Source organism: Paramicrobacterium fandaimingii, assembly GCF_011751745.2.
In the GTDB taxonomy this organism is placed as follows: domain Bacteria; phylum Actinomycetota; class Actinomycetes; order Actinomycetales; family Microbacteriaceae; genus Paramicrobacterium; species Paramicrobacterium fandaimingii.
On the sequence record NZ_CP061170.1, the window covers coordinates 1,280,060 to 1,297,834 of the forward strand.

Annotated in this window: 21 protein-coding genes and 2 pseudogenes; 10 read left to right on the top strand and 13 right to left on the bottom strand. The window is 62.0% G+C overall.

Going from position 1 to position 17,775, the window contains the following annotated elements; genetic code table 11:
- Nucleotides 1-179 precede the first annotated feature (179 nt).
- The 3 genes and pseudogenes from HCR84_RS06170 (at nt 180) to HCR84_RS06180 (ending at nt 1,977) form a co-directional block, all read left to right on the top strand.
- Entirely contained in the window at nt 180-722 is a 543-nt protein-coding gene (locus HCR84_RS06170; protein WP_166984220.1) for a type IV toxin-antitoxin system AbiEi family antitoxin domain-containing protein, read from the top strand.
- 119 nt (nt 723-841) lie between these two features.
- A pseudogene (locus tag HCR84_RS17770) lies at nt 842-1,576 on the top strand (nucleotidyl transferase AbiEii/AbiGii toxin family protein).
- A complete protein-coding gene (locus tag HCR84_RS06180; RefSeq protein ID WP_166984218.1) occupies nt 1,573-1,977 on the top strand; it encodes an alpha/beta fold hydrolase in 405 nt (134 codons plus the stop codon). The pseudogene HCR84_RS17770 and the gene HCR84_RS06180 overlap by 4 nt, the downstream one beginning before the upstream one ends.
- Before the next feature lie 33 nt (nt 1,978-2,010).
- Here the strand turns inward: HCR84_RS06180 and HCR84_RS06185 are convergent, their stop codons facing one another.
- From HCR84_RS06185 to HCR84_RS06200, 4 genes are all read right to left on the bottom strand, one after another.
- Nucleotides 2,011-2,850 carry a MerR family transcriptional regulator gene (locus HCR84_RS06185; protein ID WP_166984217.1) on the bottom strand — a complete coding sequence of 280 codons (840 nt, stop codon included), beginning with the start codon at nt 2,848-2,850 and terminating at the stop codon, nt 2,011-2,013.
- A gap of 358 nt (nt 2,851-3,208) precedes the next feature.
- The gene (locus HCR84_RS06190; RefSeq protein ID WP_166984216.1) at nt 3,209-3,916 is read right to left on the bottom strand and encodes an NADPH-dependent F420 reductase; all 708 of its coding nucleotides are present in this window, start codon (nt 3,914-3,916) and stop codon (nt 3,209-3,211) included.
- Nucleotides 3,913-4,290, bottom strand: a complete 378-nt coding sequence (locus tag HCR84_RS17800) for an ArsR/SmtB family transcription factor (RefSeq protein WP_166984215.1) — start codon at nt 4,288-4,290, stop codon at nt 3,913-3,915. Before HCR84_RS17800 ends, HCR84_RS06190 begins: the two co-directional genes overlap by 4 nt.
- Before the next feature lie 343 nt (nt 4,291-4,633).
- Nucleotides 4,634-5,215: a GNAT family N-acetyltransferase gene (locus HCR84_RS06200; RefSeq protein WP_166984214.1), complete on the bottom strand. Its 582-nt coding sequence runs from the start codon at nt 5,213-5,215 to the stop codon at nt 4,634-4,636.
- A 194-nt stretch (nt 5,216-5,409) separates the two neighbouring features.
- Between HCR84_RS06200 and HCR84_RS06210 the strand changes: the two are divergent.
- Nucleotides 5,410-5,535: pseudogene (locus HCR84_RS06210) on the top strand (HigA family addiction module antitoxin); the annotation flags it as partial.
- Nucleotides 5,532-5,864 (top strand): putative quinol monooxygenase, encoded by a 333-nt coding sequence (locus HCR84_RS06215; RefSeq protein WP_166984212.1) that lies wholly within the window; start codon nt 5,532-5,534, stop codon nt 5,862-5,864. The pseudogene HCR84_RS06210 and the gene HCR84_RS06215, both read left to right, overlap by 4 nt.
- A gap of 309 nt (nt 5,865-6,173) precedes the next feature.
- Here the strand turns inward: HCR84_RS06215 and HCR84_RS06220 are convergent, their stop codons facing one another.
- Nucleotides 6,174-6,314 (bottom strand): hypothetical protein, encoded by a 141-nt coding sequence (locus HCR84_RS06220; RefSeq protein WP_166984174.1) that lies wholly within the window; start codon nt 6,312-6,314, stop codon nt 6,174-6,176.
- 237 nt (nt 6,315-6,551) lie between these two features.
- Between HCR84_RS06220 and HCR84_RS06225 the strand changes: the two genes are divergently transcribed.
- Nucleotides 6,552-7,325 (top strand): isocitrate lyase/PEP mutase family protein, encoded by a 774-nt coding sequence (locus tag HCR84_RS06225; RefSeq protein WP_166984211.1) that lies wholly within the window; start codon nt 6,552-6,554, stop codon nt 7,323-7,325.
- Between the two features lie 48 nt (nt 7,326-7,373).
- Here HCR84_RS06225 and HCR84_RS06230 read toward each other — a convergent pair whose 3' ends face one another.
- From HCR84_RS06230 to arfB, 3 genes are all read right to left on the bottom strand, one after another.
- Nucleotides 7,374-7,847 carry a nuclear transport factor 2 family protein gene (locus HCR84_RS06230; RefSeq protein WP_166984210.1) on the bottom strand — a complete coding sequence of 158 codons (474 nt, stop codon included), beginning with the start codon at nt 7,845-7,847 and terminating at the stop codon, nt 7,374-7,376.
- A gap of 155 nt (nt 7,848-8,002) precedes the next feature.
- Entirely contained in the window at nt 8,003-9,109 is a 1,107-nt protein-coding gene (locus HCR84_RS06235) for a N(5)-(carboxyethyl)ornithine synthase (RefSeq protein ID WP_338040135.1), read from the bottom strand.
- A 218-nt stretch (nt 9,110-9,327) separates the two neighbouring features.
- On the bottom strand, nt 9,328-9,768 hold the full coding sequence (gene arfB / locus HCR84_RS06240) for an alternative ribosome rescue aminoacyl-tRNA hydrolase ArfB (protein ID WP_166984208.1): 441 nt from the start codon (nt 9,766-9,768) through the stop codon (nt 9,328-9,330).
- Between the two features lie 129 nt (nt 9,769-9,897).
- On the opposite strand from arfB, the gene HCR84_RS06245 reads away from it, so the two are divergent.
- On the top strand, nt 9,898-10,548 hold the full coding sequence (locus tag HCR84_RS06245) for a YdcF family protein (protein ID WP_166984207.1): 651 nt from the start codon (nt 9,898-9,900) through the stop codon (nt 10,546-10,548).
- Nucleotides 10,545-10,931, top strand: coding sequence for a hypothetical protein (locus HCR84_RS06250; RefSeq protein ID WP_166984206.1), 387 nt, complete (start codon nt 10,545-10,547; stop codon nt 10,929-10,931). The genes HCR84_RS06245 and HCR84_RS06250 overlap by 4 nt, the downstream gene beginning before the upstream one ends.
- Nucleotides 10,932-10,947: 16 nt before the next feature.
- On the opposite strand, the gene HCR84_RS06255 is transcribed toward HCR84_RS06250, so the two are convergent.
- From HCR84_RS06255 to nhaA, 4 genes are all read right to left on the bottom strand, one after another.
- Entirely contained in the window at nt 10,948-11,523 is a 576-nt protein-coding gene (locus HCR84_RS06255; RefSeq protein ID WP_166984205.1) for a 1-acyl-sn-glycerol-3-phosphate acyltransferase, read from the bottom strand.
- A gap of 84 nt (nt 11,524-11,607) precedes the next feature.
- Nucleotides 11,608-11,826: a hypothetical protein gene (locus HCR84_RS06260; RefSeq protein ID WP_166984204.1), complete on the bottom strand. Its 219-nt coding sequence runs from the start codon at nt 11,824-11,826 to the stop codon at nt 11,608-11,610.
- Nucleotides 11,827-11,909: 83 nt separating this feature from the next.
- The gene (locus HCR84_RS06265; RefSeq protein WP_166984203.1) at nt 11,910-12,557 is read right to left on the bottom strand and encodes a hypothetical protein; all 648 of its coding nucleotides are present in this window, start codon (nt 12,555-12,557) and stop codon (nt 11,910-11,912) included.
- A gap of 114 nt (nt 12,558-12,671) precedes the next feature.
- Nucleotides 12,672-14,600 carry a Na+/H+ antiporter NhaA gene (nhaA, locus tag HCR84_RS06270; RefSeq protein WP_166984202.1) on the bottom strand — a complete coding sequence of 643 codons (1,929 nt, stop codon included), beginning with the start codon at nt 14,598-14,600 and terminating at the stop codon, nt 12,672-12,674.
- Between the two features lie 184 nt (nt 14,601-14,784).
- On the opposite strand from nhaA, the gene HCR84_RS06275 reads away from it, so the two are divergent.
- Nucleotides 14,785-15,360 carry a HEAT repeat domain-containing protein gene (locus HCR84_RS06275; RefSeq protein ID WP_166984201.1) on the top strand — a complete coding sequence of 192 codons (576 nt, stop codon included), beginning with the start codon at nt 14,785-14,787 and terminating at the stop codon, nt 15,358-15,360.
- An 8-nt stretch (nt 15,361-15,368) separates the two neighbouring features.
- Here the strand turns inward: HCR84_RS06275 and HCR84_RS06280 are convergent, their stop codons facing one another.
- Complete coding sequence (locus HCR84_RS06280) at nt 15,369-16,274, bottom strand: macrolide 2'-phosphotransferase (protein ID WP_166984200.1); 906 nt, start codon at nt 16,272-16,274, stop codon at nt 15,369-15,371.
- A gap of 82 nt (nt 16,275-16,356) precedes the next feature.
- Between HCR84_RS06280 and HCR84_RS06285 the strand changes: the two genes are divergently transcribed.
- The gene (locus HCR84_RS06285) at nt 16,357-17,754 is read left to right on the top strand and encodes an FAD-dependent oxidoreductase (protein WP_166984199.1); all 1,398 of its coding nucleotides are present in this window, start codon (nt 16,357-16,359) and stop codon (nt 17,752-17,754) included.
- Nucleotides 17,755-17,775 lie beyond the last annotated feature (21 nt).

The following is a 17,775-nucleotide window of genomic DNA, read 5'->3' on the forward strand; positions in this document are numbered from 1 at the left end:
CCTCGAGCGGGCTGCGGCGAGACGGCATGACGAGGTCTGGGAAGCTGAGCACGCGCAGTGGTTGCTCCGTGCCGGAGTGCGGCGGAGTTCCGCTTCAATGTGTAGTCGCGTTCCGGTTCAACCTCTTCATGCTCGAAGTTGAACTGTCACAATAATACCGTTTTTGGTATAGTTGTGACATGGCTGGCGAGACGAAGTACCGGGACATTGTGCGCGAGATCGCACTGGATCAGTACGGGTATGTCACGACGCGAGACGCGACCGAGGCCGGTGTCCCCGCTGTAGAGCTGCCCAAGCTGGCGGCGCGAGGCGGGCTCGAGAATGTCGCATACGGGTTGTACCGTGTGCCCGATGCTCTTCCTACGCCGTATGACCAGTTCGCCGAAGCGCTGCTTCGTGTAGGCGAGGGTGCCTATCTTCACGGCGAGTCTGTGCTCGCATTGCTCGGACTCGGTGACGTCAACCCCCGGCGGATCAAAGTCGCGACGAGGAGGCGAGCCCGCCCTCGACTTCCTGCATTTGTGGAGCTGACAAAGGTGCGGGTTGGAGCTTCCGCTAGGTTCTACGAGGGGCTTGCGTCGCAATCTGTCGCGGATGCTCTCCTCGAATGCCGTGGGCGCATCGAGACGCAGGAACTCCTCAACGCTGCTGAGCAGGCTCGGGGCGAGGGGCTGTTGACCACTGCCGAGTGGCAGCGGGTGCGCAAGGAGATCGCGTCATGAGTTACGCGGGTGCGCCGACCAGCGTGCGTTCTTTGGAACAGCGCATCCGGAATCTCGAAGGAGACGACGCGTTGGCGCAAAGGCGCAGAATCAGCATGGCTCTGGTTGTCGTCGGCCAGATGCTCCCCGCCGGGGCTATCAAAGGCGGCAGCGCGATGGCGCTCCGATTCGGACGGAGCACGCGATTCACCCGTGATCTCGATGCCGCGAGGACCGGCTCGCTCGCAGCGTTCCGTGCTGAGTTCGAGGAGGCATTGGCGCGTGGTTGGGGCGGCTTCACCGGCAGGCTCGTGCACAAAGCGGCGCCGAGCCCGGCAGCGGTGCCCACGGCGTATGTCATGCAGCCTTTCGAAGTGAAGCTCGACTACCGGGGCCGGGCGTGGTGCACGGTGAAGTTCGAGCTTGGCCATAACGAGATCGGCGACGCTGAAGAGCCCGAGCTGCACCTCGCGGACGATCTCGCAATCATGTTCACGGAGGTCGGCCTCGAAGCACCGACACCTGTTCGTGTCATGCGCGCAGACCATTAGATTGCACAGAAGCTGCACGCACTATCCGCCGAGGGCAGTGAGCGCGCACGCGATCTCGTAGATCTCCAGCTGCTCGAAAGTCGTGAGAATCTGAACCTCGGACAGGTCGGGGAGACATGCGTACGGCTTTTCGAGTACCGGCGGCAACAGCAGTGGCCGCCGGTCATTACAGCAGTGGAGCAATGGCATCCGCTGTATGCCGAGGCTGCTGACGGCGTGGATGCACTGCATTCCGTCGACGAAGCCGTCATATGGGTGAATGACTTCATTCGGCGAATCGCCTCGGCCGGGTCTGCGACCACCGCTGAGCATAATCGCCGATGACCATCGCGACGACACGAATGCTCGAACACCGCGGGGCGACGATCTCGGTCACAGCCCTCGGTAGTGACGGACCGACGGTGGTTCTGCTCCACGGCTTGGCAGGAAGCTCCCGGGGAGCTATTGCCGACCATCTGTCGTGTGCCGCATTCGTGGGTGGTGTCGTGGCGGTCATGGATGCCTTCGCGCCGGGGGAGAGGTGTCTTCTCGTCGGTCAGTCGATGGGTGCGCACACCTACCAGCGCATTGCTCAGGACGCCACCTCCGACGAGGACCGCCCGCCGCAATCGCCCAGTCGTGAAGCGGACATCTTCTCGGACAGGCCCATTGCCATGCTGGCCCCAAGGCCTACATCTGATCCAGGATCACCGACGAGACCGTCGAACGACTCGCCGGATATCTGAACAGACTTCCTGACTCAGGACGTTAGGCCTTGTTTAAGAAGCGGGTGGCTCGTGGGCGGCGAGTTCTTGGGTCAATTCCATGCAACGCAGGCGGGCCGGGGAGTAGTCGTAGGGCATCTTTCCCATGGCTTCGACGACGCTCATGGACTCTTGCCCCATGCCAGGGTCTTGGTGGGCCTCGTCCTCGCCTTCATCAGCGGGAGCGGGGTGCAGAGCATCCCAGGAGTCGAAAATCGCATCATCGGCTTCCGCCAGGCCGGAATCCTCGATGACGGCATTCAATGCCTGTTCGAAGGCGTGCCGCTCGGCAGCCACCTGTGCCACACGGGGGTCGTCGACAGCAATCGTGTCGTCGAGTGCCTCCTCGGCGGCCTCAACGCGGTCGGATTCCTCCCGCAGACCCGGGCGGGTGGCCAAGGCGATGTATCGGGAGGCGTTGACGGCCGCACTGAGCGGGCTGAAGATCCGCTCGATGACCAGGAGGTTGTCCAGGTCCGCCTGGCGCAGGGAGCCCTCTGGCAGGCCCTCGAGGCGGCTGGCGACGAAGTCGGAGAGCAGATCCATCTTGCCGTCTGGGGTGCGCATGCGCGGCACGACAGCGACGTCGTGGTCGCTGACGGCACCAGCAGGAGCCGTGTCAGCACAGGCGTCACGGATGTCGTCCAAGGCGATCCCGGCGTCGGCCATCTTGTGGATCCACAACAGCCGGATCATGTCTTCGTAACCGTATAGGCGGCGGTCGTCACTGCCCCGTTCAGGCTCGGGGAGCAGGCCAGTCTCGTGGTAGTGACGGATCGTCCGCGGTGTCGTGCCGACGAACGATGCCGCGTCACCGATCGTGACCTGACGCGGCGGAATAAGGGACGAATGCATGAGCGAGGCCTTCCTGAGCAGAGCGTGACGTGAGTCCATCGGACCACAGAATGCTACGGAAGGTGCAACTCCAAATCCCTCATCGCCGGACGCTCAACCGCCTGCGCGGTAGGGCGTGCAAGTGCAGGAGATCGTCGGTTGGACCGCCTCGGTGGGCAGCATACCGTTCGCTACCAAATTCTCCAGCGCCTGCGCATCCAGGACGTGGCTGGGGACGAAAACAGTCTCGCCGTGGTCGAGTTCCGCTTCTCGAACTGAACCTCTGATGCGCTTTGCTCGACACGGCTGCAGAGCGAGATTTCTCGTTGCTGCAACTCTCAGAGGGCTGGGCGTGGGTGCAGCGTGTGAAGGGCCTTGGTCAGAACTTGCGAGCTGCGACGTCCGGTCGGTGTGAAGCTGCCAGCAGCCTCTCGAGCTCGCCGGCGATCAAGGGGCGACCACGGTCTGCCAGGTAGTCATCGCCGAACCCGTCTGGACCTTCTGCGTAGATCGCGGTGTATGCGCCGGATTCGGGCTCGGCTCGCCAGGACTCTTTGAGCGGTCCCGCGTCGATCGGATCGAAGCCGAGCGTTCGCACCAGTTCGCTGACTTCATCGTTGGCCTGGGCATCGTTTCCGAACACGGGCAGTGCCGTCCGCGGCTCTGAGTTCGCGAGCAGGGGGATGTGGTGAGCCACGATATTGTTGAATGCCTTGACCAGTCGCGTGTCGGGCAGCAGCGCCTGCTCAAGCTCGGCAGTGGTCGTCTCTCGTGTGTCGAGGGTCGGAATGCGCCCGTCGCGATGGGGATAGTAGTTGCCCGTGGACAGGATCATCTTGCCGTGCAGAACGGCATGCGGGAGCCGCTCGTACGCGGCGAGCGGAATGGCGAGGACGACGAGGTCGCTGAACGCGGCGGCCTCTTGCGTTGTGCCGGCTTGAGCGTTCGCGCCCAAGCCCGCCACGAGATCGGTGAGGGTCTCGGGGCCGCGGGAGTTGGCGATCGTCACCTGGATGCCTGCATCGACCGCGAGACGCGCGATGGCTTCGCCGATGGCTCCGCTGCCGATGATTCCGATCTGGTTCATTGCATGTCCTTGCTACCGCCATGCGGCGGATTTTCTCGTTCTTGTGGGGTGGTTTCGGCGTCGATGGCATCGAGTACTAGGGGGAGCAGGCCTGGGAAGCGACGAGCGAGTGCGTCTGTGCGGAGCCAGTTGCGGTGACGCGTCCCGTCGACCTCCTGACTGATGAGTCCGGACTCGCGCAGGATCCTCCAATGCCGCGTGAGCGCAGACTTCGACACACCGAAGTCGGAGCTGCTGCATGCGCCACCCGGATGGGACGCGATGTGGGAGACGATTGCCCGTCTCACGGGGTCTGACAGCGCGGAAATCACGGCGAACAGATCGATCTCGTCCTCCGTTGGGGCCAACAGGGGGCGAGCGAGTCGGCTTGCCATTAATGGCTCCTCGAGTTCTCGTGCATGTATGCGTACAGACGTACATGTTAGCCCATGTTCGCTCTCCTGTGTACATAAGGCGTGGTCCTCATGCGACGCAGAAGTGGTTCTGGGCCTGAGCTCGTTCGAGCATGACGGCACAACTCGGCCTCGTCAGGTCGGATCGGCCTGGAGCGCCACACGTTCGGTAACCGTGGCGACATAGTGGAGTTTCGGTTTAACGTCGAGCGTTAATGACGGTCTGCGTTAGATGCTGGGCTGGACCAAAAGGTTTCGATCGTCACCACTTACGGGTGAATGCAGCTGCCACCGCGTCCGTCGGGCACAATACTGAGATTCAGGTTCAGGAGGGTTCGATCGTGCGGCGCATGACGGTGTTCTTCAGCCCCTTAGAGCGGACGAACTCGAAGCCGGCATCCTCGTACATCGTGCGTGTCCCGTTGTAGACGAACGAGTTGTTCATCCTCTTCTCACCGATCTCGTGCGGATATCCCTCGACGACACCGCCACCCCTGGCGGCGATCTGTTCGAGCGCACCGGCCAGAGCAGACTTGGCGTACCCCTGTTTGCGATACCGCTTATCGACGAAGATGCAGGTGACGCGATAGTCGGGTGTGACGTCGGCCTCGGCGAGGTACTGCTTTCTGTGATGGATGCTCGGCAACTCCTCTGGAGTGCCGTACTCCGCCCACGCGATCGCCTCATCGCCAATCATCACCATCGCCGCGTGAGCCTGTCCGGCCTCGACCAGCCGTTTCTTGAGAGCGCGATTACCCTCGTGACCCTGCCCTCGCTCGGCGCAGTCGGGGTGGAAGTTGATGCACCAGCACCCACCGAAGATCCCGTTGTGCCGCTCCACCAGTGCGGAGAACGCGTCCCAAGTGTGCGCGGTCAATGGCTGAATCGAGTATCCGTTTGTCGCCATGCCGCCAATTTAAACACCTCATACGGACATCCGCACCTGGTTCGGAGTATTCTGCACGGTCCATTGCCAATACGTGGCGGCTGGAGCAGATCCTCGATAGTCTCCCGTCCATGGATATGTTGGGTGGGGAACACATCGCGGAGGCCCAGTTGGCCGTCTGGCGCAAGCTGGCCCAGGGGATGCATGCTCGCTACTTGGTCAATGACTTCGGCTCATCCGAGGAATTCTGGATGAACCTGCAGTCCAATTTCGAGCTGAGGCTGGAGCGTCGCATGCTGCGGAACAATGTCGCCGCGATCTCGCCGCTGGAGGTTGCGTGAGCTGCGTCGAGCTCCGCGGACGCCTCGTCTGCGCGAACCGAGCGGAGGCGGCCACAATTGAACGTCACCTGACCCGACACATCGAGCTTACGCGAGAGGAGCCTGGCTGCCTTTTGTTCGAAGTGCGCCCGACCGGGGACCCGCTCGTGTGGTCTGTCGCGGAGAAGTTTGCGGGACAGGAGTCCTTCGCTGCGCATCAAACGAGGCTCGCGGATAGTGAGTGGGGTCGAGCTACTGCTGGCATCAAACGGGAATACACGGTGTCGTCTGGCGGCAGAAAACCTGCTGCCGTCATTACGGACGAACTGGATATGGGGCCACAGACCTGATTCACACCTCATAGATGTCTTGGGCCGCGCAGAACGCGGCCCAAGCTTTCGGCCAGCGCGCGTAGGGCGCCACGTTCCATCCCACGAGGTGTCGTGCACGCCGCTGGCCATGAGCGCCGTACTAATCGCCGTGGATGCGGGGGAGTGCGTGGTATTTCGTACCTCCGGCCCGCATCCAATGGCCCTGCAAGATGCATATGCGGCATCCGCGTCAGAGTGGTTCCCCTCCAACCCGTGGGGGCGTATTCTCTTTATCGAGGCGACCAAATTGAGGGAGGCATCGACATGTCTGTCCCAGACGAAGTTTCATCAGATGAGCAGGTTCCAGCTCCAGGTGAGCGATTGGTCCCCGAACTCGAGGCAGATGAGACGGTCGCACCGCGGCCGGAGGAAGAAATCGCCGACGAGCTTCGGGCGGAACCGGACGTCGAAGACCATAGTCGGGGTCACGACTGATTTCGGGTACACAGGCCGCGATTATGAACGTCGCGATCGTCCGTTACGGCTCTCACCATCATGAAGGTGGTGCTGATCACGAGGTCTGCCGATTTCAGATCGCGTTGTACGCGCAATAGCTCCCTGATGGGTCTTCGCACGTCACATTAACCGGAAGCGACTACCACGTAACTACGATGAGCGGTAGGCGACGCCGTCCCGGCGTCAGCCGCCAGACTGAAGGAGATTGGGATGCCGAACGTCAGCGAACGCGCACACACATTGGCTTCAGCGCACGAGTCCGGTCGTGTCGTCGTGCTTCCCACGGTGTGGGACGTCTGGAGCGCTCGCTTAGCGGTGGATGCCGGTTTCGAGGGGATCACAATCGGAAGCCACCCTGTGGCCGACGCGATCGGGAGCGCTGATGGCGAGAACATGGACTTCACCGAATACCTCGCCGTCGTCAAACGCATCGTCGACGCGGTCGAGGTTCCCGTGAGTGCCGATGTCGAGTCTGGTTATGGGTTGGTGCCTGACGAGCTGATTGGGCGGCTTCTCGAGGTCGGCGCGGTCGGGGCGAACATCGAGGACGTCGTTCATTCTGAAGGCAAACGCGTGCGCGATCGCGCTGAGCATGCAGATTACATTGCCGCTGCGCGCCGCGCTTCCGACGAAGCAGACATCCCCTTCGTGATCAATGGGCGAACGGATGCTGTCAAGCTCGGCACTGATGTTTTCTCTGACCCTCTCTCGGAAGCCGCCGAGCGCCTGAGGCTGATGGAGCAGGCAGGCGCCCGCTCCGTCTACCCGGTAGGGCTGACGACCGCCGACGAGGTGACGCGTCTCGTCGAGGCCGTCTCAGTCCCGGTCAATGTCACGGCGCATCCCGTCGACGTTCACGGCGCCGGGGACCTGGCGGCACTCACCGCGTTGGGCGTGCGCCGCGTTTCGTTTGGCCCGTTGTGGCAGAAGTGGCTTGCCGCCCTGTCGTCGGCTCAGCTGGCCTCATGGTCATCGAACGGTTGAATGACAATTTGGCCGCCCAATCCTGGTGTTTCGATCAGGTCGTCTCCGTCAGAGGGGGAAGATTTCTCCAGAAAAGGGGGAGAAGTCGACCCACGAGTACCGAAATCTACGACTCGTGAACACCCAGCCATTACCCGAGCGTCGTAGGCGATCGGTCCACACGCCGGTGTTCTGATAGTAGCTCTCTCCAGGACCGCGCGCGGCCTCGTGGCACATACTGCGGGCGGTGGCCTCATCGCCGTTGATCTCGATGGAGCCTTGTACCGTGAATTGAATGAAGTAGTCTCTCTCATCCCGAAGCGCGCGCAGCATCGACACGATGTTGTCTACCCCCTTTGCGCGACTCTCGAAGGGCTGATTTTCGGTGCCTCCGAGTACCCACTCGGAATCGTTGGCCCACAACGCGCGAAAACCGTCGTAGTCGGCGTGAGTCGAGGCATCGGCGAAGCGGGCGGTTGCATCGCGGATAGCCGCTTCGTCCAGCAGGCGAGTAAGTGCAGCTGCATTTTCTGTGTTGTTCATGGGGCAATCATGCGCCCACTCCGGAGAACGCGCCAGGGAGGGCCCGACGGTAGGAATAGCGGTGCCACTCAGTTGGGGTTCCGGTTTTATTGTCACATCGCGGTGCCTGCTGGTGGCGTGAACAGGTCGTTCATGGCACGCGACGAATCACTCATCTAAGTAGTCCGGGCATGGGGATAGCCCGGTTCGCGGCCCTGGAAACTGAGGATGCTCGGGTTATTGATGACGCCGTCGCGGATCTCGATCGCGCGAGAGATCGTGAGGTCCTCTGCCCACGCGGCCGGACCTTCCATGACCGTGCGCAGGAACGGCAGGAGCGCCTCACTGATCTCCCACGTGGCCGAATTCCACAGGTATGACGGGCTGTGATCGACGGCGTAATAGTTCACCCCGTTGCCAACCGTGAACATCGGGTTGTCAAACCCTGTGGGTCTGGCCCACTCGAACCCCATTGATTCGTCACACGAGACGTCGATGATCAGACTTCCCGAGGCGAACTCGCCGAGGTCCTCGGTTCGTAGATAGGTCAACGGTGCGGCGACGTCCTGGAGCGTGCAATTGACGACGATGTCGTGCGATGCCAGGAATGCGGGGAGCAGGACGTCACCGTCTTTCGTGCTGACTTTGCTGAGGTGGGGCGCACCTCCGTCAGTATTGAGCTGAGTGATGTGAGCACTGTGGATCGGCGAGCCGACGGCGGCGACACCGCGTTGCGTGAGCACTTGGATGTCGTGGATGCCCTGGGCTTTGAGCGCGGTCACGGCACCTCGCGCCGTCGCGCCGAAGCCAATGACGACGGCGCTGAGCCGCGGCCCATAATCACCATTCGACCCGATGAGACTGAGCGCGTGCAACACCGAGCAATAGCCGGCCAGCTCGTTGTTCTGATGGAAAACGTGCAGGTTGAAATCGCCTCGCCCGGTCCAATGGTTCATCGCCTCGAAGGCAATCAGCGTGAGGTGACGATCGATCGCTGTCTGCGTCATCGCGGTATCCTGCACACAGTGCGGCCACCCCCAGAGAACGCGGCCTTCGGGAAGCGATGCCACGTCTGCTGCTTGCGGTTTCGGCAGCAGCAGCACATCAGCGGACTCAATCACCTCGGCGCGTTCCGCAACCTTGCCCACGCGAGATTCGATGTAACCGGGGTCCAATTGGAAGTCGGCTCCGTAGCCACGCTCGACAGTCATCCGTGCGCGAAGGGCCGGATCGATTCTGTCCAAGTGACGCGGGTGAATCGGCAGCCGTCGCTCGTTCTCCATCGAGGAATTCGCAAGCAATCCGAGGGTAAGCAAATTGTTTTCCGACCGTCTGTCAGAGGCAGAGGGGGAAGATTGAGCGGTGCCGGTCATCCGGACTCCCATCATCGGGGAACCGAAGTTAGCTCCTGGTTCGAGTGTACGTCGAGTGCTCACGGGCAGGCTGAGTGGGTCGCCTTCGTCGACGAGAGGGCCCAAGACTTCTATCGTGCCCGTGGGCGTCATTCGGAGTGTGGTGGTCTTCTATTGCGCTTGGTTTCGGAGCGCTGATGTTTTGCTTCCAGACGCCGCACGCGTGATCCTCTGCTGGGCCGAGTCGCGCGACGCGCGATTTCGGGAGCCACGGCATCGCGGAGCAGGGTCGCGAGGCGTTCCCGTGCCGCTGTGCGGTTTCGTCGTTGGGATCGATGCTCGGCAGCACTGATCGTCAGCACCGTGCCCGAGAGTCGTCCGGCGAGCCGGTCAAGGATACGTGCGCGTTGCACATCGTTCAGCGCGGTCGTCGAGCCGAGATCCAGGCTCAGCTGTACGCGCGAGTCTGCTGTGTTGACACCCTGTCCACCGGGACCTGACGCGTGCGAAAATTGTTCGGCCAGCTCACCTGCAGGAATTCTGAGCCCGAGGGGCGCACCGGGGCCAGCGGGCACGTGCAGATCGTCCATGCACCGAGTCTCCCGCATATTCGCCTTCGCCGCGTGAGGTGGAGTGTGCGACCTTCGACCAGCGATAGGCTCGGGATCACGCAGTGTATGCAGAGTCACATGTGGCAGCTCCCGATGCAGGAGGCGTCAATGGCACGACGACAGTGTTTCTCTCAGCTGACGCGTGCGCTTCTCACAGCCGGTGGCATCTGCTCTTTGATCCTCGGCTCGGCTGAAACGGTCAATCGCGTTCTGGCATCGAGAGTGCTGGGTCATGATCGCGGGGGCCGCACCGTCGTCATCGTTCTCGGGTTCGCGAACCGGAGTGAAGCGATTAATCCTGTCAACCGTTGGCGGGTCAGGTCGGGGATTGCGACGGCTGAGCATTATCGAGCAGATGTGATCGTGTTCTCGGGTGGTGATCCGGCCGGATTCTGCGAGTCCGAGATGATGGCGGCATACGCTCAGAAGCTCGGTTATCGTGGCGACGTTGAGATCGAAGGTGAATCGCGCACGACCGAAGAGAATCTTCGCAACTCAATGCCGTTTCTCGATGCGGCGGACAGAATCGCCATCGTCTCCAATCCGTTCCACGCGTATCGGGCGCGAAAGATGCTCAGGACGCTCCGGCCAGACCGAGCTTCGCATCTCGTCAGAACGATCGATGTTCGGTCGGGTCGCTGGAGCATCCTGATTCCACTGGGCACCGTCGTCGAGGCCGCTGTGCTTCTGGAGAAGAAAATCGCCAGACGCCATGTAGGTTGTAGGCCACGATCATGCAGAGCTGGAGGTTCCTGGTGAAAATGAACGGTGCGGACATCGTGTTCCCGACCGATTGCGGCAACTCGCCGCGACTGATCATCGTCAGCGAGTTTTCGGCAGCATGGGCCATGACAGACGCGGATGCTGTCGTGGAGCGCCTGGCCCAGGGAAGCCGCTGGGTGGTGGTCGGCGACGAAAACGAGGGCGGCCGGCAGGAATCGACGATTCCCTGGCCAACAATCGATCCCGAACTCGTCGAGATTCTCTCTACCGTGACTCACGGAAAGCTCGCTGCGTGCGAGGGATACATCACTAGCGGTGAATCTCGCGTCGATTTCTGCCACATGATCCGATTCACCGGGGCCGCGAAAACCGCCAGAATCTCCGAGATTCGCACGTTCCTGGTCGAATCGAAGCGTTAATCATCGCGTGAGCCTGTCACGTACGAGATTCTTCCTCCCGGAGTCGCGGTTCGACCCTGCGTGCAGGCCGGAGGCCAGACTTATCGGCGTAGAAGGCGCGTATGCGATCCATGTCGTGCTTCACGTCGCCCGTCAGCTCGAAAGTGGGTCCGAGGCCCGTCGTCATTGTCGTTCGGTCGACGAAGCCGAGTGTCACTGACATTCCTGTCTCACGAGCAATGCGGTAGAAGCCGGACTTCCAATGCGTATGGGCGCCTCGAGTGCCATCCGGAGTGACGACGAGACCGAAGACGGCGCCCGAATGCACCTGGTGAACAACGTCGGAGACGACGCGACCGGGTTCATTGCGGTCGACAGGAATGCCGCCGAGTCGTCGCATGATCGGATCACGCCAGCCGTCGAAGAGACTCTTCTTGCCGAGCCAGCGCACATCGATTCCGAGGCGCCATGCAATCGCGAGCATCAGAACGAAGTCCCAGTTCGATGTGTGCGGAGCGCCAACCAGAATAGTGGGCCGATCAGGGGCAGGCTCGCCGGTCAGCTTCCATCGACTCAACCCCCAGAAGGCGCGCGAGAAGAGACGTCGGAGCATGGCTCAACGCTAAGTGAGCTCATATGCGCGTGGGCGTATGTCTCAGCGCTGTCGCGTCTCTCTTGAGCACAGCCACGTGATTAACTACCGTTGATTGCGCGGATGCTTCTTGGCGACGCGTTCATTGCCGCGTTTGTAATTTCCCGTCCACCGCGCCATCGATCCCTGAGGGTCAGACGCGACCTCCTCGAGGAACTCCTCTGCCCGAGCATCGCGCAGAATCGCGGCTTTTCGTCCAAAGTGGGTGACCTTTACGCTGCCGTCGGAGCGAACCTCATATTCGAATCCGCTTGCGTGACCCATATTTCAAGAGTGCCCGACGTGAGCGGGTCGCGCAATGCCGACTCGTGCGAGTCCAAAGAGTCTCGCGGAGCCAGGCGCTACCTTCAGACCTGTCGAGTTCCCTCGAACATCCAATGTGCCCTGTTGATCAGTTGCATGACCTCGGACTGCGACAGGCCCTCCACCCCAGGCACGTAGATGTAACGATGCACGTGATTCCAGATCGGTCCGGTTGCCGGGCACACTCGACCGCGCAGATTCGGGGGCAGACCCTGATTCACGGTGGCGAATCCAGACTGCGACAGTGGCATGACGGCTCGTGAAACGTATCCATTACTGCGCTCAGCGGGAACCAACATGCGCTGAGCGGGAGCGAAATCGATCCAGGGAATCGGACCGACGCCGCGCAGAGTCAGCCCCTGCGGGCTCAGCCGTACCTCGCTGAGCTCAATCTGCTTGTACGCGCCTTGTCGCCGGTAACCGAAGACAAGCAGTGCCATCACGCCGGCCAGCATCGCGTATACGACAACGACGCCGATAACCGTGCCGGCCGTGACGTCGACGCCGGAGACCAGAGCGGCGATGATGCCGATCGGGCCGACGACGACGACGAGGAGCAGCACCAAAATGATGAGCACAAGAAACAGCCATCGAAGCGCGCCGGACCAGAGTGCGGGCTTTCCGGTCATCGTGACGCTGCCGGTGGATTGCAAGGTAGCTGTGGCCTGGGCATATGTCAGTACGGGTTCCATCACCGTCACACTACGTCAGGGGATGTTGGGCGGCGATGGGGAGCGGGCCCCACCCGAAGATCTGGTTTCGGATGGAGCCGCGCGCTGTTCGGCCGAGCCGCTCGTCGTGACGACTTAGCGGTCTGCGCCCTTTGGGGTGCTCGGCGCGGTCGATTCAAGCGAGCGGATCAAGGAAGCCGCGTCGAACGGGCCCACATGGCGCACGCCGTTGACGAAGAATGTCGGAACCGCTGAGATCTCCATGGATTCCGCATCGAGAGCGTCATCTCGAACCCGGGCCGCCACCTCGGCTGAACTCAGATCCGATTCGAATTGACCGACGTCCAAGCCGAGCTCGTCTGCGCGCCGCAGCATGTCTGCGGGTTGCTGGTTTGCCTGATCCGCGAAGAGGCTGCGCATGAACTCGCCGAATTTTCCCTGCCGGTGGGCTGCCTCAGCCGCCTCGGCTGCGGCGATGGCATTGGGGTGATAGCTTGCCAGCGGTGCATGACGCCAGACATAGCGCACGTCGTTGCCGAGCCGTTTCTGAACCTCGCCGACCGCGCCCGTCGCCTTCAAGCAGAATTCACACTGAAAATCGCCGTACTCGACAAGCGTGTAGCGGGCGTTCTCTGGCCCATAGACGTGGTCGCGGGTCGGATCGACGGGGCGGACGAGGCGGTGGCCAGCCTCGGACGTCGGCGACGTGCGCTCGGAGATTCGGAAGAAGAGCGCAGACAGTGCGAAGGCGATAATGGATGCTGTCAGCACGCCGACGCGCGCGATGTTCTGCAGCTCCGGGTCGGCGATCGCCAAGTCGACGATGAAGAGGGAGATCGTGAATCCGATTCCCGAGAGCAGGCTTCCTCCTGCGATGCGTCGCAGTGTCAGACCCGGTCCGAGACTGCCAACCCTGAATACCTTCATGGTCCAAATCGACCCGAAGATGCCGATGAACTTTCCGGCAACCAGCCCGGCGACGATGGCCCACATGATCGGTGACCGTACAGCGTCGGAGAGGATCTCCCCGTTGATCCTCACTCCCGCATTCGCGAGGGCGAAAAGTGGAACGATCGCGTACGCCACGATCGGCGCATACGCCGACTGAAGACGCTCATTGATCGAGATGGATTCACGCAGGCTATTTGCTGCCGCACGCGCGTACCGGGAGTTCGGCGACTGCCGAAATGTCTGCGTGAGACTGAGGGCGTGCTCGACATCTCTGCGGCTCGGCCGATAAACAGGGACGAGCAGTGCGATGGCGACTCCGGCAAGGGTGGGGTGCACACCAGATGCCAAGAACGCGAGCCACACAATGATGGAAAGAATTGCGTATGTGGGGCCTCGTCCGGAACTCAGATAGCGCGTAAAGAAGATCGCCGTGAGCCCGAGGGCGGCAAGTGCAAGTGGCAGAACCTGCAGCGAATCGGTGTAGACGAGCGCGATGATCGCGAGTGCGCCGATGTCATCGACGATGGCCATCGTGAGCAGGAACACGCGAAGTCGTCCTGGAGCGCGCGGCCCGACAAGTGCGAGGGCGCCAACGAGGAAGGCAGTGTCTGTCGAGATGACCACGCCCCAGGCATCCTCAGCTCCTGTGCCGACTGCGATCGCGACGAACAGCAGGGCGGGAACCGCGAGGCCGGCAAGTGCGGCCAGCACGGGAACCATCGCTCGAGACCACGTCGTCAGCTCACCGATTGCGAATTCTCGACGCACTTCGAGGCCGACGGTGAAGAAGAAGACCGCCATGATCGCGTCATTGACGAACGCGTGCAAGGTGAAGCTCAGCTGCAGGTCTTCGACGCCAATGACGAGGTGTGTTCCCCACACCTGCTCATACGATGCGTACGAGATATTCGCCCAAATGATCGCGATTGCCGTCGCAATGAGCAAGAGCAGTGCGCCGAGGCGGCTTTGACCCATAGCCTGGATGCGTTCTGACAGCGGCGCACGTCTGGGCGGCTCATTGTCGATCCTCGTGGGATTGGGCGACCGGGTGATGACGGTCAAACCGAAGTCAGGATGCTGGGTGGTCGGCGAGGGCGGCGGGGGAGCATTCATCGGCAGGAGCCTTCCGCTCGTTCGATTAGCGCGTGGTGTCGGGTCAGTGAGTGACGCAGCAGACGTCAACGGCGCGGCCGACATCCGCGTTACACAGAAGTGTTCACAGTAAGCGCTCGCCGCGGACAGGTTATTCCCGATTCGTCGCGAAAAGTTAGAGATCGTCGTCGGATAGAGTCGACAAATGGGTGCGGAAGATTGGCTGAGGGCCTCGCCACAGGAGCGAGCAGAGGCAGCGAGAGCCGAGATCGGAGGGGATCTGCTCGCGCACTGGTGCGGCGATGTCCTGGCCGGGCGCGTTCACATCGATTCGTCGTCGGCCGACGACGTTCCCGATCCACGGTGGCTCGCCGGCAGGCAGTGGGAGCGCTGGGGGCCCGCTCGAACCTGGCCGGAGCGCAACCTCGACTACTGGCCTCGAGTCTGGGCGGCGCGCACCCTACTTCACATCGGCGACGATGGTGCGCGCGGGGAGATCATTGGCGGTCTGTCCGACCAGAGTTGGCGAGTACGGGAAATGTGCGCCAAGGTTGTGGCCAGTCACGAGATCGGAGAGGCGGGAGACGCCTGCGCGCGCATCGTCAGGACAGATGCCAACTCCCGTGTACGAATCGCGGCATTGCGCGCGCTTGCCGTTATCGGTGAGTCAGAGCATGCCGGAGCAGTGCTCGATTCCCTCGACGATGATGAAATTGGTGCCGACGCGAGCACCACCCTGCGGGCGATGGAGGAGCGGCTCGACCGCCCGCTTCGCCCCTGACTGGATACCTAATCGGTCGCCGGATTGAGCAGTGCCGCCGCTGTGCTCCGGTGCTCTTGTTCGCCGCTCATCAGTGCGAAGAGCCCGTAGCCGAGGGGACTGGTTGCAAACATCTCGGCGCAATGGTCTGAGAGGCGTGGCCAGACGCGACCGCCGAGTTCGACATAGCGGCGAACGGTCAGATCAAATGTTTCCTGTGGCGCAAACGCCTGATGAAACATGAAGTCTCTCGCCGGGTCGCCGACCTCCGCCGTGGTCCAGTCGAGCACTGCTGTGATGCGTTCGCCCTCGAGCAGCGTATGAGCGGGATAGATCTCACCGTGGGTGAGCACCGACCAGTCCGGCCAATATGTGTCGTCGGCGAGCCAGGCATGCCACCGTGAGTTCAGATGGTGCGCAATCTCGAACTCGGCACTCACTGTGTCGATATCTGCGCGCCACTTCTCCCGCACATCGGATGGGGTGCGCACCTCAATGCCGGTTCCACGGACCTCAGAAGCGTCGATGGCGTGCAGTTCTGAGAGCAGGTCTCCGAGAGACGTGGCGTAGGTGCTGGATGCGATGTCGTAGGCCCAGACGGGCGATCCCGAATCGTCAAGCGTCAGCCCGGGTATCCCTGGAAGTAGAGGGTAGGCGATGAGCCGCTCCGAGACGATTCGCCAGTCCGGTACGTGCGCGGAGAGGCGGGGTGCAACAGCACGAAGCAGGCGTTCCTCGACAGCGGCGCGTTCGAGCACGTCGTGTCGACGTGGCATACGGACAACCCAAGTCTCGCCGTTGGTCGCCTGAGCAATCGCCACTCGAAAGTCCAGTCCGGCATCGTTGACGATGATCGATGATTCATCGACATTAAGGCCGTGCTCGGCGGCAAGATCTCGGATGCTGGAGGCATCTGCGGGCGGAGTGTCAACCATCGTCCTAGAGTCTCACAGGAGACGTATACATGCGTGTAGCTGTCCGGCGTACGCTGTGGGGACAGACGAAGAGGCGGGTGCTATGTCAGATAATCACGGTGAGACCGAACACACTGAGCACGTCGACATTCTGGTCATCGGGTGGGGAAAAGGCGGCAAGACTCTAGCTGGGACGGCCGCCCGACAGGGGCAGCGCGTCGCGCTCGTCGAGCAGTCGGATGATCGCGTTGGCGGCACCTGCATCAACGTCGCGTGCGTGCCCACCAAAATTCTCGTTCACGATGCCGAGAAGCGGCGCAGCTCCGATGACGTCGACGATTACTTCGCTTCGGCGGTGACGAGGCGCGATACGCTCACGAGCGCCATGCGCGCAATGAACTTTTCGATGCTCGATCAGCTCGACTCCGTTCTGCTTGTCAGCGGTCGAGCCACTTTCACGACGGAGCGCGAGGTGCGGGTGACGGGCGGAAGCGAGACGTTGACGCTGACCGCAGACACCGTTCTTGTGAATACCGGAACCTCGCCAGCCGTCCCGCCGATCGACGGTGCCGTCGTCGGCGGCCGCATCCATAATTCCGAGACCCTGCAGCATGTGTCTCCCATGCCGAGATCCCTTGTCGTCGTGGGCGGCGGCTACGTCGGGCTGGAGTTCGCATCGATGTTCGCCCACTTCGGTTCGCGGGTCACGGTGCTTGATCGCGGAGAGCGGCCGCTCAAAAACGAAGATGGTGATGTGGCAGAGACAGCCGCCGAGATTCTTCGCGACGATGGAATCGCGATCGTCTCACGAGCATCCGTTGTCTCTGTCTCTGACAGCGAGGATGCCGCGCACGTGACCTACGACATAGCGGGGGAGCTGACGACAGTGGATGCTGATGCTGTGCTGCTCGCGCTCGGGCGTACCCCCGAAACGGCAGAGCTCGGTCTCGACCGCGCCGGAGTGCGCAGCGACGACAATGGCTTCATCGTCGTTGATGAGCACCTGCGCACGAGCGCTGACGGGGTTTTCGCACTTGGTGACGTCAACGGCGGCCCGCAGTTCACCTACATTTCGCTTGATGACAACAGAATCGTCTCCGATCAGCTCTTTGGTGAGGGGACACGCTCAACGGCGGATCGGAATGCCGTTCCGTACACCATGTTTCTCACGCCGCCCCTCGCGCGGGTCGGCCTGACCGAAGCGCAGGCCAGGGAGCGCGGCTATGACGTGCTGGTGGGGGCGAAGCAGATGGCCGATATCGCCGCGGCGCCCCGGGCGAAGATCGAGGGCGACCCAAGAGGTATCGTCAAAGTCGTCGTCGATCGCGAAACCGACCTCGTGCTCGGTGCAGCGCTCATGCACGTGCATTCGCAAGAGGTGATCAACCTCGTGTCACTCGCGATGCGACATGGCATCAGCGCGAGCGCGCTGCGTGACTCGATCTACACGCACCCGTCAGCGACCGAGGCTCTCAACGAGGTGCTCGGAGTGCTTCGGTGAGCGAGTTGCATTGCTCACGTG

Bases quoted from the DNA above. Each gene is read 5' to 3' on its own strand.
- HCR84_RS06265 (WP_166984203.1), bottom strand. From the start codon at position 12,557: ATGGAACCCGTACTGACATATGCCCAGGCCACAGCTACCTTGCAATCC.
- arfB (WP_166984208.1), bottom strand. From the start codon at position 9,768: ATGGACGATCTGCACGTGCCCGCTGGCCCCGGTGCGCCCCTCGGGCTC.
- HCR84_RS06170 (WP_166984220.1), top strand. From the start codon at position 180: ATGGCTGGCGAGACGAAGTACCGGGACATTGTGCGCGAGATCGCACTG.
- HCR84_RS06185 (WP_166984217.1), bottom strand. From the start codon at position 2,850: ATGCATTCGTCCCTTATTCCGCCGCGTCAGGTCACGATCGGTGACGCG.
- HCR84_RS06280 (WP_166984200.1), bottom strand. From the start codon at position 16,274: ATGGTTGACACTCCGCCCGCAGATGCCTCCAGCATCCGAGATCTTGCC.
- HCR84_RS06255 (WP_166984205.1), bottom strand. From the start codon at position 11,523: ATGCTCCGACGTCTCTTCTCGCGCGCCTTCTGGGGGTTGAGTCGATGG.
- HCR84_RS06275 (WP_166984201.1), top strand. From the start codon at position 14,785: ATGGGTGCGGAAGATTGGCTGAGGGCCTCGCCACAGGAGCGAGCAGAG.
- HCR84_RS06285 (WP_166984199.1), top strand. From the start codon at position 16,357: ATGTCAGATAATCACGGTGAGACCGAACACACTGAGCACGTCGACATT.
- HCR84_RS06260 (WP_166984204.1), bottom strand. From the start codon at position 11,826: ATGGGTCACGCAAGCGGATTCGAATATGAGGTTCGCTCCGACGGCAGC.
- HCR84_RS17800 (WP_166984215.1), bottom strand. From the start codon at position 4,290: ATGGCAAGCCGACTCGCTCGCCCCCTGTTGGCCCCAACGGAGGACGAG.
- HCR84_RS06245 (WP_166984207.1), top strand. From the start codon at position 9,898: ATGGCACGACGACAGTGTTTCTCTCAGCTGACGCGTGCGCTTCTCACA.
- nhaA (WP_166984202.1), bottom strand. From the start codon at position 14,600: ATGAATGCTCCCCCGCCGCCCTCGCCGACCACCCAGCATCCTGACTTC.
- HCR84_RS06230 (WP_166984210.1), bottom strand. From the start codon at position 7,847: ATGAACAACACAGAAAATGCAGCTGCACTTACTCGCCTGCTGGACGAA.
- HCR84_RS06235 (WP_338040135.1), bottom strand. From the start codon at position 9,109: ATGGAGAACGAGCGACGGCTGCCGATTCACCCGCGTCACTTGGACAGA.
- HCR84_RS06225 (WP_166984211.1), top strand. From the start codon at position 6,552: ATGCCGAACGTCAGCGAACGCGCACACACATTGGCTTCAGCGCACGAG.
- HCR84_RS06200 (WP_166984214.1), bottom strand. From the start codon at position 5,215: ATGGCGACAAACGGATACTCGATTCAGCCATTGACCGCGCACACTTGG.
- HCR84_RS06190 (WP_166984216.1), bottom strand. From the start codon at position 3,916: ATGAACCAGATCGGAATCATCGGCAGCGGAGCCATCGGCGAAGCCATC.
- HCR84_RS06180 (WP_166984218.1), top strand. From the start codon at position 1,573: ATGACCATCGCGACGACACGAATGCTCGAACACCGCGGGGCGACGATC.